Below are 14,304 nucleotides of genomic sequence, written 5' to 3' on the forward strand. Positions count from 1 at the left end.
GTGAAAACGTTATTACGCTTTGGCGCCATAATCGGCGGAACCTTCTAGAAGCCTGATTCAGCTGGACTTTCCCCCTCGCCGACCGGCATAAGCCGGTCATTGCGATGGCAGCGGTTCAGCCTCGTCGCCCTCTTCCAGCAAGCCCTGCAACAGCAGCACCAGTGTCGTCAGTTGGCGCGGCAGCTGCTTGGACGCCGCCTCGCGCCAGTGCTGCAGCACGGTATGCAGCTGGCGCGCGGTGTTTTCAAGGCCGAGCACGGCAAGTTCGTCGGCCAGGCCGCGCAGCCGCCGCAGCGCCGAGGCCGGCTGCTGGCGCAGCCCCTGGCGCGCCCACAGCACCAGTTCTTCGCGCACCTTCTCCAGCAACGCCTGCAGCGCGCCACGCGGCGGTGCCGGCGGCTGGCCGGGCAAGGTCTGCGCAGCGGCCGGACTGGCCTGCAGCACGACGGCGCGCTGCGCCGTCAGCAGGCTCAGCGGCATCAACCGGACTTCGCCCTGGACCAGGCTGGCCGTGGCCGCGATGCGCCGCGGCGGATCGTCGCCGTCGGCCAGCAGCGCTGCCAGGGCATCGACTGCGGACGGCGCGGCCGTCTGGTACGGCAGGGCCAGCTGCACCTCATCGCCGGGCTCGGCCTGTTCCGCGTCGTCGGCGCAGAGCAGGCGCGCGTACAGGGTCTGCTCGGCCGCGTCCCAGCCCCAGTCCAGCACCGCCGCCACTGGCAGCACGTGCACATGAGCAATGGCCTGGCGCGGCCGCACGAAATCCGGCTGGGCCGTGCGCAGGTGCCGTGCCAGCGCCGCGCCGCCGGGCTGGCGCAGCGGCGCCGCCAGTCCTTCCCAGGACTGCGCCGACAACGGCAGCACGCTGGTCTGGCGCGCCAGCGCGGAAATGTCCACCAGACCGTTGGCGCGCCGCCGCGCACCGCGCGTGACGACCTGCGCCGCGGCCAGCTGGCGCAGATTCTGCCCGGCCACCCGCCGGCCCAGCAGCGGCGTGGGCGCCTGCCCGTCTACCCGCGGCCAGCTGCGTTCCAGCACGGTGACGGCCAGGGTGTCCGGATCGGCGAACAGGATGCGCGCGCCGTCGCTGCGCGCATCGCTCCAGCATTGCAGGCCCAGCGAGACCAGCTTGAGATGATCCAGCGCCACTTCGCCGCGCACACCCACGCCGAGGATCTGGCTCGCCGGCAGCACCGGCTGGGCCTGCGCTGCCGCCTGCGTGGCCGCGGCCAGCCGCGCCGCGGTTTCCGCCAGCACCTGCAACAGGCGCAGCGGATCAAAGCGGCTGGAGCGGTCGGCCTGGTCCTGTATCAGTTCGCGCAGCTCGGCCAGGCATCCCGCCGGCCAGCTCCAGCCCTGCGCGGCCAGGCGCTGCAGCAAGGCCGCGTGCGCCGCCTCCAGCCCGCTCCAGTCCTGGCTGCTACCGTCCAGCCAGAGCCGCGCGAGGAAGGCGTAGACGTCCTCGACCAGCGCCAGCTCCTGCGCATCCAGCCCCAGCGCCGCCGTGCGCGCATTGCGCGGCGCCAGCTCGATCACTGCATCGGCCAGCCCGCCGGCCTGGCGGAAGGCCCATACCGCAAGGGCCACATGTTCACAATTCCCGCCGAGGCGGCAGTCGCAGCGCGCATGCGACAGATTGCGCCGCGAAAAAAAACGCACGCTGCACAGCGGCAGATGCGCCACCGGCGCCGGCGCTTCCGGCCGCCACGCCGCCAGGCGCACCACCGGCGCGGCCGCGGCCTGGCGCGCCGCCTGTTCCAGCATCGCCGGGGCGAGGGCGGCAGCCAGGGCCGCATCGTCGAATTCGCCCGGGCTCCAGGCGGTTTCTGCTGCGGCCGGCGCGGTTTCCGCCGCCGGCGCCGAGGCCGCGAGCCAGTGCTGATAGGCCAGCACCAGGGTCACCCGATGCCGGCACAGCCCCGCCGCGGGACAGGTACACAATGCCTCGCGCAGCGATTTGCCGACCGCGAGACTGGCGCGCTGCCCGTCCTCGTACTGCGCATGCACCGTGGCCTGCGCATCGACCTCGATCTGCGGCAGACGGCCCTCGGCGATGTCCTTCTGCGCCCGCTTCACGAAGCCGGGATTGGCCAGCGCGGTCAGCGCCTCCACGCCGAGTTCGGCCAGATCGGCCCGCCGCGTGCTCATGCGCGGATCTTCCCGGCCAGCCACGCCGCCAGCTCGCCCGGCGTCATCGCGCCGACCTGGGCGCCGACCTTGACCAGCCGCGCCGCGGTCTCGCGATCGAACGCGGGCGTGGCCGCCGAATCCAGCGCAGCCAGTCCCAGCACCTGGGTACCGGACTGCACCAGCGCCTGCACCCGCCGCACCAGTTCGGCGGCATCGCGTCCTTCAAAAAAATCGCTGACCAGCACGACGATGCTGCGCGCCGGATTGGCTATGCAGCCTTGCGCATAGGCCACGGCCTTGGCGATGTCGGTGCCGCCGCCCAGTTGTACCTTCATCAACAATTCCACTGGATCGGATACATCGCGCGTCAGGTCCACCACTTCGGTATCGAACGCGACCAGCCGTGTCGACATACCGGGCAGGTTCCACAGGCAGGCAGCCATCACCGCCGAATGGATCACCGAATCGACCATGGAGCCGCTCTGGTCCACCAGCAGGATCAGCTCCCAGCGCTGCACATGCCGGCGCGAGCGGCTGGCGAACACGGGATCCTGGATATAAAGCCTGCGCCGCTGCGGATCCCAGCGCGCCAGGCTGGCGCGCACCGTGCGCGCGAAATCGAAATTGCTGGCCGCTTTCACGCGCGAGCGCCGGCGCCGGTCGCGCGGCCCGGCGAAGGCCTGGCGCACCTCGGCCGCAAGTTTCTCCATGATCCGCCGCACCACTTCGGCGACGATGCGCCGCGCCGCCGCCAATACCGCCGGGTTCATCAGGTGCTTGGTCTGCAGCACCGCACGCAGCAGGCTTTCCGACGGTTCCAGGCGTTCCAGCACGTCGAGATTGGTCACCACCTCGGTGATGCCGTAGCGCTCGACCGCGTCCTGCTCCAGGCGTTCTATGACTTCCTGCGGAAACAGGCGGTGGACGTCGTTGATCCATTCCGGCGTGGTCAGCTGCGAGGCGCCGTCGCCGCCGCTGCGCTCGCCGCGGCGGGCGCGCTCGGGATCGCGGCCGTACAACCATTCCAGGGCGGCGTCGGCGCTGGCGATCTCGCCGTCCAGGCCGCCCAGGGACTGCTGCGCGGCCTCGCCCAGCAGCAGGCGCCAGCGTTGCAAAGGCGCGGGTATTTTCAAACTCATGCGGGAAGCTCCGGCGCCGCCACGCCCCAGGCGTGCAGCCGCGCCCAGATGGCCTTTTCGCGCTGCATGGCCCGCGCCAGCTGCTGCGCATCGCGCTCGGCCGGCAAAGCCGCGGTAAGCGCCGACTGCGGCAATTGCGTCGCCGAATGCAGGCGCAGCACCAGACTGGCGACACCGCCGCGCTCGCGCGCCGGCAGCCAGGCAAAGGCGCCGCGCAGGGCCGGCAGCGCCTGCAGGAAATCGGCGTCGTCCAGCGCGGCGATGAGGCGATCCACCTCGGCGATGAAATCCTCGCGCTGGCTCAATTGTTCCCGCGCCAGCGCAAGCAGACCGGACAAGGCATCGCCAAGCTGCTCCGGCGCCAGCGCGCGCAGCAGCGCCACCGCCGCGGTCAGATCGAAGGCGGCCAGGCCGGACTGTTCTTCGGCCTGGGGCAGGCTGAGCAGCGCGCCCAGCGCCGCGCCGCGGCTCAGGGGCGCGGAATCCGGGCTATGCACCTTGCGCGCGAACACGGCCAGCGCCCGCGGGCTTTCCACGCTCAGCGGCAGCGCATCGTGCGCGGCCTGGCCGCGCACCAGATCGCGCAGCGCAATCTGCGCGCGCAAGTGCGCAAAACCCTGCGCCGGTGCGATCGCCGCGGGCGGCTCCAGCAGCCACAGGGCGCGGTCGAACGCACTCTCGATCACGCTGCGCAGCAGCGGCGAAGCCGCCATGGCCAGGGCCTGGCCGTGGCGGAACAGCGGATACAGCAGGCCCAGCGCCTCGCCCAGCGGTTCGAACTGTGCGCTCGCCGCGACGGCTTCGCGCAGATCCTGCAGCAGCGCGCCGCTGGCACCGGACAGCCCGGCCAGGGCCGCCGCGTTCAGGCCCTGCGCCAGTGCGGCGACATCGCCGCGCGCGCCGCGCAGCCGTTCCTCCAGCGCCGCCTGGGCCGCTTCGGCCAGAGTCGCGCCATAGGCGCCGGCTTCGATCAGCGCGGCCTGCTGTTCCAGCGGCTGGTCCAGCTGCCACAGTTCCTCGCGCTCGCCGGACAGGGCCAGCTGCGGCCCCTGCACGCGGCGGATGCCGGGAATCTGCAGCAAAAGCAATCGGTGCAGAATGTGACTCTTCCCGCGTCCGGCCGGCGTGAGCAGGTCCAGCCGCAGCTCGCCGCGCAATACCAGCCCGGCCGCTTCCAGCTCCTGCGCCAGCGCCGCCAGCAGCGGCGGCTGCGGCGTGGCCGGTGCAAGCCGGCCGCGCACGTCGCCGGCCAGCACGTCCATCATTTCCACCAGCAGCGGCGCGGTGCCGGCGCGGATGCGGCCGCGGTAGGTCCACGGCAGCGGCACGTCCTGGGCTTCTTTCAGCAAGGTCGCCGCGGCCGCGTCCAGCCAGTCCGCGCGCAGCGGCACGGCGTGGCCGCGCAATTGCGCCAGGCCCTGGGCGTGGGTATGCAGCGCGATCAGGTCCGCGGTCGAGGCGACCAGCCTGCGCTGGCGCAGGCGCTGGGCCGTGTCCTGCATCAGCCGCAGCCCCGCGGCCTGCGCGCCGTGCTCCCACAGCCATTGGTAGTACAGCGGCGAGGACATGCCCGAGGCATAGCCCTGGAACGCATCCAGCCGCTTGAAGCTGTAGGGCACGAGAAAGGAACCGTGGCGCAGCGCGGCGTCCACCGGCGGCTGCGGCGTGGCCGGCTCCTGCGCCGCGGCCGGCAGCCCGCGCCACAGCCGCGCCAGCGCCGGCGCGTGATAGCCGCCGCAGACCACCAGCACCGCGCCGTCGCCGCGCGCCATGGCCCAGGCGATCCAGGCGGCCATGTGCGTTTCGCGCGCGGCGTTGCCGCAGGAACCCGGATCGTCGCCGCGCAGGTGCCCGAAATACAGGTCCAGTTGTGTCGCCAGCGCGTCGGTATCGGTTTCCTGCTCGAACAGGTGATCCCACAGCGCGTCGCGGCCCTCGATGCCCAGGCTGTCTGCCAGGGCCTGCTCGTAGGCGTCGGCGCGCAGCGCATACGCGGCTTCGGGCGCGTCGGCGTAGCGGTTGGGCAGTTCGGCGAAGGCGTCGTGCCAGGCCGGCAGGTCGATGAAGCGCACGCAGGCGCCGCTGTCGCGCCCCAGCACCAGCGCCTGCCATTCCGGCGAATGCTCGGCGAACGGCGACCACGAACCGCGCTGCACGCCGGTGCCGGAAAGATAGCTGTAGATCGCCAGCGGCAATTCATGCCCCAGGAACAGCTCATCCAGGCGCGCATTGAAATCCGCCGGCCCTTCGATCAGCACGTAGCGCGGCCGCAGCGCGCGCAGCTGCGCCGCGACCAGGCGCGCGCAGGCCGGCGAGTGATGGCGCACGCCGATGATGTGCGGTGCGGCGTTGCTCATGGCAGGCGGTGGCGCGCCTCGAAATACGCGCGCCAGTGATTGCCGCTCTTCTTCGCCACCTTCTGCTCGAAATAGCGGCGCAGCTTGGCGCGGTCGTCCGCGTCGTCCTTGACCACGGTGCCGGCGATGCAGTCGACCAGGTCCGCCGGCTCGCCTTCGCGCTGCTCCAGGAACCAGGCGCGTACACCTACCGCGTGAGCGACGTTCACCGCCTCGGCGGTGGACATCACCGCATTGAGCCGGTCCATGCCGCCTTCGCGGCGCGCGCCGTCCTGGCTTGCGCGCAGATCGCGGAACGTGGTCACCAGCAGTTCCAGCACGCTGCCCGGCACGCTGTGCGGAATGCCGCTGCGTGCGAGCAGTTCGGCAGAAGCCTGCTGCACCAGGGCCAGCTCGCGCTCGTAGTCGAGGATGGGGAAGACCGTCTCGAAATCGAAGCGGCGCTTGAGCGCGGCCGACATCTCGTTCACGCCGCGGTCGCGCGTATTGGCCGTGGCGATGATGTTGAAGCCTTCGCGCGCATACAGCATGGCGTGCTCGCCGGACAGCTCGGGCACGGCCATCACGCGGTCCGACAGCATGCCGAGCAGACAGTCCTGCACTTCCAGCGGCGCGCGCGTGATTTCCTCGAAGCGCACCACGCGGCCGTCGCGCATGCCCTGGTACAGCGGCGCCGGCACCAGCGCGCGCGGGCTGGGGCCTTCGTTGATGAGCAGGGCGTAGTTCCAGGAATACTTGATCTGGTCCTCGGTGATCGAGGCGCCGCCCTGGATGGTCAGCGTGGAAACGCCCGAGACCGCCGTCGCCAGCAGTTCCGACAGCAGCGACTTGGCCGTGCCCGGCTCGCCGACCAGCATCAGCCCGCGTCCGGTGGCCAGCGTCACCAGCATGCGTTCCACCGCCGCGACCGGCGCGACGATCTTGCGCGTGACGCCGAGCTTGTCGTCGCCCAGCACGAAGGCGCGCGCGGCCTTCAGGCTCAGCGCCCAGCCGGGCGGGCGCGGGTCGCGGTCCGCTGCGGCCAAGCGCTGCAGCTGTTCGGCATAGAGGATTTCCGCCGGCGGGCGCTGCAGGGAAACCGCGGTGTCGTTGTTCTTGGCCATGATCCTCATCTCTACATCAACGTTGACGGCCGCAGCCGGTGCGGCGCGGTTTTGCCAGCGGTATGCGGTACGACGGCAGCGCCTCAGCCATTGGTCAGGTATTCCATATCGCGCACCAGCTCGCTGGCGGCGATGGCGTCGAGTTCGCTCAGCGGCAGCGGATCCTGCATGTCGCCCCAGGCCGAAGGCTTGCCGACCTGGATCTGGCGCAGTTTCTGCTCGGCGTATTCGCCGACCAGGCCGACGATGATGCCGGGATCCAGTTGCAGCTCGATCACGCGGTCGCCCTTGAGCGGCTTGGTGAAATACCAGATGCAGCCGCCGTCCTGGGCCTGGCCGCGGCGCCAGCCCTTGTTGACCAGGCCGAGCACGCGGCCGGTGGGCACGACCCGGTCCAGCCAGCGCTCCAGCTTGCGCTGGCCCAGTTCCTCCGGTGTGAGCGCGTGGCTGTCGCGGCCGAGCTGGGCGAAGGGCTGCAGCAGTTCGTAGTCGGCGAACAGCTGGCCGAAGGCGGCGGCCTGGTCGGCCGGCAGTTCCAGCGCATGCGGCAAGCCAATGCGCCGGGTTTCGTCCAGGCCCAGTTGCAGCGGATTGTCTTCGGCATCGCTGAAGCTGCCATCCTCGGCCACGCGGAAACAATGCAGCAGGCGGCCGCCGTGGCTGTCCTCGGCGCTATCCATTTCGTACACGCCCCAGACCAGGCGCTGCACCAGATGGCGCAGCAGCGGATGGCCGGCGAGGAACTGGCGGAACACGTCCTCGCTCCAGCGCCGGCGCGTGCACATGGCGACTTCCAGGCGCTGCACCTGCTGCTGGGCGATAGTGCGCGCATCTTTCTTCAGCGCCTTGAACCGTTCCACCGCCGCGGCCGACAGTGCGGCATCGTCGGTCTTCCTGGGCTTGGGCAGATCGGCCAGACGCGCGCCGTCGGCATCGCTGACGTACGGCTTCAGCGCCTCGTCGAAGCCGACGCGGAACTGGCGCGGGCCGAAATCCAGGATCAGGATGCCGCTTTCGTCCAGGCCCAGGTCCGGCGCCAGGCGGTCTTCCAGTTCCTCGGCGCTGAGCCCGCGCGCCTGCGCGATGGCGTCGATCTTTTCCCGTGCCTTGTCCTGCAATCCCTTGAATTTCACTTTCTGCGCGATGCCGTTGAGCAGCATCAGCGCCACGTCGCTGCCGATCGCGGCCAGCACGTCCAGGCCGGCCACGGCGCGCGCGTGCGCTGCTTCGCCGGGCCAGGCGCGGATCAGCGGCGTGAGCCGGCGCGCCGTATCGTCGTTGCCGAACCAGCCCAGCGCATTCAGCGCCCAGCCTTCCTTGGACGGCGAGCCGGCGCCGAGCCAGGCGTTGAACAGGTCCCAGGCGAAATCCGCCAGCGATTCGCGCGTGCAGGCTTCGGCCACCTGGCCTATGCCGGCATACAGTTCCTCGTGGCTGGGGAATGCCAGCATGTCGCCCAGGTGCTGCAGCGCTCCGTCGGACAGGGCCTTGCCGCTGCCGCGCAGCAGCGGCCGGCGCCAGCTGCGCGGCGCCCAGAATGCCGGTGCCGGAGCGCGTTTACTGGGAAAGCGGTCCAGCGCATCTTCCTGCAGCACGCTGCCCAGGCCGGCGACCACGTCGTCGCGGCCGTAGCGCGCGGCCATCTCCAGCAGCAGCGCCTCGTGCCCGTTCGCCGCCAGCAGGCGCAGCGCCGAGCCGGCGCAGTCGCGCGCTTCGCCGGGCTTGCCCAGGGCCGGCGCGATCAATGCCGCCGCAGCATGCTGCGGATAGCGCAGCAGCCAGTCGCGGCCGAAGCCGCGCAAGGTCTTGAGCCTGGTCAGCGCGCGGGCTGCAACGACGGCGAGTTCGGTATCCGCATAGCGCAGGGCCAGCCCGGTAAACGCGCCGGGATTGCGCCGTATCGCGCGCAGCACGCCGGGCCAGGCGCGCGGGCCGTAGCGCGCGGCGACGAATTCCACGTCGCTTTCGGAACTGGCTTCGCCGACCAGTTCGTTCCAGAAGGCGACGCCGACGTCGTCCGGCAGCTGGGACAGCGCCGCGCCGTCGATGCTGACGTAGTAATGCTTGCGCAGCGGCTTGATCTGCCGCCACAGCGCAACCAGCGCGGCGGCGTCAACGGCCTTGACCGCCGCCAGCGCCTGTTTGCGCAGTTCCTCGTCGCGGACCCTGTCCAGGCTGGTCCAGTCCGATTCAAAGCCCAGGTCCTTGATCGCCTGCAACAGCGCGTTGTTGCCCTTGTAGCGATTGCGCTGCCATTCGGACAGTTGCGCCGCGCGTTCGCGTTCGGCGGCCGGCCAATGCTCCTGCAGCGGCAGCACCAGCGGGGCGAGCCCGCCCACGCTGGCGATGGTCTTGCGCGGCTTGTGCCAGGGCGGATCGGCCAGCACGCGCGGCAGTTCGGTCGCGTCGGCGACGTCGGCCGGGCCGGCCAGCTGTGCGTGCAGACGTTCGATCAGCGCATGGGCCGCGGGACTGAGCCAAGGCTGCAGCGACGCGAGCGCAGCTTCGTTGTTGGCGATGAGCTGGGTCAGCAGCGGCGCCTGCGCGCCCGCCTCGCGCGGGCCGGCGCCCAGCCCGCCCGCCAGTGCCGCGAGCGCCGCCAGCGGCCAGCGCTGCGCGGCCTGGTTCAGGCGCAGCAGATGGCTCTTGCTCGTGCCCGCGATGCGCGCCAGCGCGGCCACTGCCTCGGGCAGGCCGATATGGCGCAGGAGTTCCGCGCAATTCTCGCTGGCCGGATCGCCGAGCAGTATCGGCAGCATGTCCAGGCGGCGCTCGCGCAGCAGGGTCGCCAGTGCGCCTTTGTCGTGGAAGAAATAGTGGTGTTCCGTGCGTGCGCCCTGCAGCGCCGCCAGTGCCGCCGGATCGCGCAGGCTTACGCGCAGCCACTGCGCCACGCCAGGCAGGGTCGCACCGGCCGCAGCGGTCAGGCGCATTGCGGTTTCGTCGGCGAGCTGCGCATCGTCCAGCACCACGGCCATGACCGCCTGGCGCGCCGGATGCAGCGCGGCGATGCGCTCGCGCAGGCGCTGCGCACACTGTTGCCACACATCGGCGTCGGCCGCAGCCAGATGGGCGCGGAACAGCCGTTCCTCGTGACTCAGCGGCGACTGCCAGTGCGCGCCCAGCGCCGCACTCACCTGATAGCCGGCGCTGTACTTGCGTTGCAGCGTATTGCCCTGCCAGCGTGTGTCCGAACCTACCTCGAAAGTCTGCGCCAGCAGCAGCAGGTCGAAAGCCTGCACCAGGCCGCGTTCGGCGATCAGGAATTCGGCCAGGCTGCCGGAATGGGTCTCGCCGCGTACCACGCTCGCGGCCCAGGCCAGCAGCAGCGCGTCGGATTCCTCGCTGCCGCGCAGGCTGCGCTGCTGCACGCGGGTCCAGGTTTCCTGCAGCAATGCGTGCAGGGCCGGATCGGTCGCCGGCAGATCCAGCTCGGCATTCTGCAGCAGCGTCTCGCGCAGGCTCAGCCAGGCCACGCGCGGATCGCGCGGCTCGATGGGTGCGGGAAAGCGCCGCGTCGGCAGCGCCGTGGCATTGCCTTCGAGATAGCGCCAGGCCGCGTTGTAATCCAGCGGCTCGCCCGCGGCCAGCCAGGGCGGTACGCCGGGCAGCTGTGGCAGGGCGTCGAGGTCCAGTTCTTCCGCCGCGATGGCGGCAGGCGTGGCGGGCTGCCGCGCCGGTGCCGTGGACACTATGGCTGCCGCAGCTTCGTACGGCGCCGCCACCGGCGCAGCGGATGCGCCGGACGCTGAAAAATCTTCCTTCTTTTCGCCAGCAGCGGAATCCACAACATCCGAGGCCGCGGCAACCGCCGCCGCACCGCTTCCGGCCGCCGCTTTCTTCACCGTCTTCGCTGCCGCCGGCGCGGATGCCGCAGCCGCGGCCGGCGCTGCACCAGACGCAACGCCATCGCCCCGCTCCACATAGCCCTTGCCGGTCTTCTCCGCGACCAGCTTGAGCACGGCCGCGGCGGCCTTGGCCTCGTCGGCGAAATTCTTGGTCTGGCTCTGGCCTTGGGTGCCTATGCGTCCCCAGCGCAAATTCACATCGGCGCCGGCCTGCTCCACTTCCCAGAATTTGTTCGAGGTGCCTTCGGAAAACTCGAAACGGCGCATGGCCTTCCCTGCAGACGTGCGGAACGGCCAACGCTAATCGCAGCCGGTTACAGCGTCCAGTCCACCGGACTCTTTCCGTGGCGCATCAGGTATTCGTTCGCGGCGGAGAAATGGCCGCAGCCGATGAAGCCGCGGTGGGCCGACAGCGGCGAGGGATGCGGCGCCTTGAGCACGCAGTGGCGGCGGCCGTCGATCAGCTTGCCCTTGGCCTGGGCGTAGGAGCCCCACAGCATGAACACCAGGCCCTCGCGCTCGCGGTTGAGGGTGTCGATGATGGAATCGGTGAAGCCTTCCCAGCCCTTGCCCTGGTGCGAGTTGGCCAGGCCCTGTTCCACCGTCAGCACCGCATTGAGCAGCAGCACGCCCTGTTCGGCCCAGCGCGTTAGGCAGCCGTGGCGCGGCGGCGAGAAGCCGAGGTCGCGCTGCAGTTCCACGTACATGTTGCGCAGCGACGGCGGCACGGCGATGCCCGGCTGCACCGAGAAACACAGGCCGTGGGCCTGGCCCGGGCCGTGGTAGGGGTCCTGGCCCAGGATCACCACTTTCACCTGATCGAACGGTGTGGCTTCCAGCGCGGCGAAGATCTGCTTCGGCGGCGGATAGATGATCTTGCCGCTGCGCAGTTCGCTGCGCAGGAATTCCGACAGGGCCTGCATGTCGGGCCGGTCCAGATAGGCACCGACGCGCTCCTTCCAGGAAGGTTCCAGCTTTACCCGCGTTTCGCTCATGCAGTTTCCGTCTGCAGCGTGGCGCGCGAATGCTGGCCCACCCGCAGCTGGAACAGCAGCTTGGTGATGAGCAGGCGTTCCTCGATGGGTTTCTCCACCAGATCGTTCGCGCCCTGGCGGATCAGTACCGCCTGGTTCTTGGGATTGTCGTCGCCGGTCATCACCAGCACCGGCAGCTGGGCCTTGCCGTAGCCGTAGTCGTTGCGGATGCGTTCGAGCAGGTCGCCGCCCGTGAGTTCGCCCTTGAGGTTCACGTCGGTGAGGACGATGTCGGCGCCGGGCACCTTGCCCTGGGCCTTGGCGGTTTCCAGCAGGGCCAGGGCGTCTTCCACGCTGACCACGTGCAGCACGGTCAGGCCGTGCTTTTCCATCATGCGCCGGGTCGCCAGGGCGACCACGCGGCTGTCCTCGACGTAGAGCACTTCGCCGGTGACATTGGATTCGGGCCGCACATAGCCGCGGATGAAGGCCGCCAGCGCGTTGAAGCCCAGCGACTTGTCGAAATAATCGGTGACCGCGTCGGACATGGTGCGCGCCACCAGGCGCTCCTGCACGTCGCCGGAAACCACCACGATGGGGATATAGGCCTGGGGCGAGTGTTCGCGGATGTGCTGGGCCAGTTCCAGCCCGTCCATGTCCGGCAGGCGCAGCGCGGTGGTGACGAAATCGACCACGCCGGATTCGAGCTGTTTCTTGGCTTCGGCGCCGCTTTCGCAGGCCAGCACGGTCACGCCCGGCAGATCGGACTTGAGCACCTGCTCGATCAGGCGGCGCACGACCTTGGAGCCGTCCACGACCATCACCCTGGGCTCGTCGCTGGCGATATGACGGGTGAGATGGGCTTCCATTAGGTTCCCCCCGAGGAACTTCCGCGTAGTACGCAAAGATTCTGGTACGGCACCCGGATCACCTGCGGCTCATTCAGGATGAGCTTCTGCCAGGTGGCGGGCAGTGGCAAGCATAGCGCCAAGCCAGCCCAAAACGGCACTGAGCAAGGGCACGGACGCGGCCGCCAGCGGCGACAGCCCGTGCAGGACGAAACGGTGATCATAGCTTTCCAGCAGCTGGTTGACCGGCGCGGCCAGGGCCCATTGCACCCCCAGCACCACGACCAGAGCGAAGGCGCCGCTGAACAGGCCGTACCAGATGCCGGTGTACAGGAACGGCCGGCGCACAAAGCCGGGGCTGGCACCGATCAGCTGCATCACGGCGATTTCCTCGGCGCGGGACTGGATATCCAGTCGCACCGTATTGCCCACCACCAGCAGGGTGGCCAGGGCCAGCAGGCCCGCCAGCACCAGCACGCTGCGCTGGGACAGGCCGAGGATGGCGCCCAGGCGGCGGCGCCAGGCCGCGTCGTACTGCACCAGGTCGACACCGGCGTCGCGGCGCAGCTCGGCCAGCACGGCGGGCTCGTCGCTGCCGCGGCTTTCGCGCGGGGTCACGATCAGCACATGCGGCAGCGGGTTGAACTGCAGCACATCCAGCGCGTCGGCGAAGCCGGACATGGCGCGGAATTCCTCCAGGCCCTGCTCGGGCGTGGTCTGCTTGACCGCGGCCACGTCGGCGCGGGCCTGCAGGCGCTGGGCCAGCGCGGCGCTGCCGGCGGCATCGACCGAAGGCTTGAGGAAGACGGTGATCTCGCGTGCATCCTGCCAGCCGCCGCTGAGGCCGCGGGCGTTGTCCAGCAGGATCAGGAACAGCAGCGGCAGGGCCAGGGCCAGGCCCATGACCAAGGCGGTCAGCGCGGTCGCCCAGGGTTTGGCCAGCAGCCGGCCCAGGCTGGAGAACAGGCTGTACAGGTGCTGGTCGCGCCAGCTCTTGAAGCCCAGCCGCGTGCGCGGCCCGGCGCGCTCGGCCGCGCGCGGCGGCGGCGCGGGCGCCTTGAGACGGTTGCCGGAAGGCTTCTTCGCAAACATCAGGCGCTGCCTCCCGGTCGCCAGTCGTCGAGCAGGCGGCCGTGATCCAGCACCAGCACGCGCTTGCCCATGCGCTTGACCAAAGGCAGGTCGTGGCTGGCGATGAGCACGGTAGTGCCGACCTGCTGGAAATCGGCGAACAGTTGCATGATTTCGCCGGAGAGCTGCGGATCGAGGTTGCCGGTGGGCTCGTCGGCGATCAGCACCGCCGGCTTGGCCACGATGGCGCGGGCTATGCCCACGCGCTGCTGCTCGCCGGTGGACAGGGTGATCGGCGCGGAGCGCTCGCGTTCGAGCAGGCCGACCTTGTCCAATGCGGCGCGCACGCGCTTGGCGATTTCCTCGCGCGCCAGCCCCGCGATGATCAGCGGCAGGGCGACGTTGTCGTAGACGCTGCGGTCCATCAGCAGGCGGTGATCCTGGAACACCATGCCCAGGCCGCGGCGCAGTTCCGGGATGCGGCGCCGGCCCAGCCCGTGCAGGTTCTGCCCGTTGACCGTGACATGGCCGCGGTTGGGCCGTTCGATCAGGGCGATGAGCTTGAGCAGGGTGCTCTTGCCGGCCCCGGAATGGCCGGTCACGAAGGCCATCTCGCCCGCGGCCAGCTCGAACGAGAGTTCGTGCAGGGCCTCGTGGCCGGAGGGATAGCGCTTGGTGACCTGGTCGAATCGGATCATTCGGCGGCGCGGAACTCGGTGACGGTGGCGGAAGCCGGCGGTGCCGGCGGCAACGGGGTGACGCCGAATGCTAATGCGTTCGCCGCCGCGGCCGGATTCGACCAAGGTCAACAGTACCGATTCCGCGCGAGCGGTC

The 14,304-nt window shown here is 70.1% G+C and carries 9 protein-coding genes; all 9 read right to left on the bottom strand.

The genetic code is table 11. From position 1 onward, the window contains the following. Positions 1-96: 96 nt before the first annotated feature. The 9 genes from NM961_RS04865 to ftsE all read right to left on the bottom strand — a co-directional run bounded on the left by NM961_RS04865 (position 97) and on the right by ftsE (position 14,168). The gene (locus tag NM961_RS04865; RefSeq protein ID WP_255912013.1) at positions 97-2,148 is read right to left on the bottom strand and encodes a YehQ family protein; all 2,052 of its coding nucleotides are present in this window, start codon (positions 2,146-2,148) and stop codon (positions 97-99) included. Next, entirely contained in the window at positions 2,145-3,269 is a 1,125-nt protein-coding gene (locus tag NM961_RS04870) for a VWA domain-containing protein (RefSeq protein WP_255912015.1), read from the bottom strand. The genes NM961_RS04865 and NM961_RS04870 overlap by 4 nt, the downstream gene beginning before the upstream one ends. Beyond that, complete coding sequence (locus tag NM961_RS04875) at positions 3,266-5,626, bottom strand: DUF5682 family protein (RefSeq protein ID WP_255912017.1); 2,361 nt, start codon at positions 5,624-5,626, stop codon at positions 3,266-3,268. The genes NM961_RS04870 and NM961_RS04875 overlap by 4 nt, the downstream gene beginning before the upstream one ends. Beyond that, complete coding sequence (locus NM961_RS04880; protein WP_255912019.1) at positions 5,623-6,729, bottom strand: ATP-binding protein; 1,107 nt, start codon at positions 6,727-6,729, stop codon at positions 5,623-5,625. Before NM961_RS04880 ends, NM961_RS04875 begins: the two co-directional genes overlap by 4 nt. A gap of 83 nt (positions 6,730-6,812) precedes the next feature. Then, a complete protein-coding gene (locus NM961_RS04885; protein WP_255912021.1) occupies positions 6,813-10,844 on the bottom strand; it encodes a DUF4132 domain-containing protein in 4,032 nt (1,343 codons plus the stop codon). Positions 10,845-10,891: 47 nt separating this feature from the next. Then, positions 10,892-11,572 carry a uracil-DNA glycosylase gene (gene ung, locus NM961_RS04890; RefSeq protein WP_255912023.1) on the bottom strand — a complete coding sequence of 227 codons (681 nt, stop codon included), beginning with the start codon at positions 11,570-11,572 and terminating at the stop codon, positions 10,892-10,894. Beyond that, positions 11,569-12,420 (bottom strand): response regulator, encoded by an 852-nt coding sequence (locus NM961_RS04895; RefSeq protein WP_255912025.1) that lies wholly within the window; start codon positions 12,418-12,420, stop codon positions 11,569-11,571. Before NM961_RS04895 ends, ung begins: the two co-directional genes overlap by 4 nt. Positions 12,421-12,489: 69 nt before the next feature. Beyond that, positions 12,490-13,491 carry a permease-like cell division protein FtsX gene (gene ftsX / locus NM961_RS04900; protein ID WP_255912028.1) on the bottom strand — a complete coding sequence of 334 codons (1,002 nt, stop codon included), beginning with the start codon at positions 13,489-13,491 and terminating at the stop codon, positions 12,490-12,492. Next, positions 13,491-14,168: a cell division ATP-binding protein FtsE gene (gene ftsE / locus NM961_RS04905; RefSeq protein ID WP_255912030.1), complete on the bottom strand. Its 678-nt coding sequence runs from the start codon at positions 14,166-14,168 to the stop codon at positions 13,491-13,493. Before ftsE ends, ftsX begins: the two co-directional genes overlap by 1 nt. Positions 14,169-14,304 lie beyond the last annotated feature (136 nt).

The organism is Tahibacter harae (assembly GCF_024437735.1).
GTDB classification, from domain to species: domain Bacteria; phylum Pseudomonadota; class Gammaproteobacteria; order Xanthomonadales; family Rhodanobacteraceae; genus Tahibacter; species Tahibacter harae.

Excerpts from the sequence above, each read along its gene's own strand:
- NM961_RS04880 (WP_255912019.1), bottom strand. The coding sequence starts at position 6,729 with ATGGCCAAGAACAACGACACCGCGGTTTCCCTGCAGCGCCCGCCGGCG.
- ftsE (WP_255912030.1), bottom strand. The coding sequence starts at position 14,168 with ATGATCCGATTCGACCAGGTCACCAAGCGCTATCCCTCCGGCCACGAG.
- NM961_RS04885 (WP_255912021.1), bottom strand. The coding sequence starts at position 10,844 with ATGCGCCGTTTCGAGTTTTCCGAAGGCACCTCGAACAAATTCTGGGAA.
- NM961_RS04870 (WP_255912015.1), bottom strand. The coding sequence starts at position 3,269 with ATGAGTTTGAAAATACCCGCGCCTTTGCAACGCTGGCGCCTGCTGCTG.
- ung (WP_255912023.1), bottom strand. The coding sequence starts at position 11,572 with ATGAGCGAAACGCGGGTAAAGCTGGAACCTTCCTGGAAGGAGCGCGTC.
- NM961_RS04875 (WP_255912017.1), bottom strand. The coding sequence starts at position 5,626 with ATGAGCAACGCCGCACCGCACATCATCGGCGTGCGCCATCACTCGCCG.
- NM961_RS04865 (WP_255912013.1), bottom strand. The coding sequence starts at position 2,148 with ATGAGCACGCGGCGGGCCGATCTGGCCGAACTCGGCGTGGAGGCGCTG.
- ftsX (WP_255912028.1), bottom strand. The coding sequence starts at position 13,491 with ATGTTTGCGAAGAAGCCTTCCGGCAACCGTCTCAAGGCGCCCGCGCCG.
- NM961_RS04895 (WP_255912025.1), bottom strand. The coding sequence starts at position 12,420 with ATGGAAGCCCATCTCACCCGTCATATCGCCAGCGACGAGCCCAGGGTG.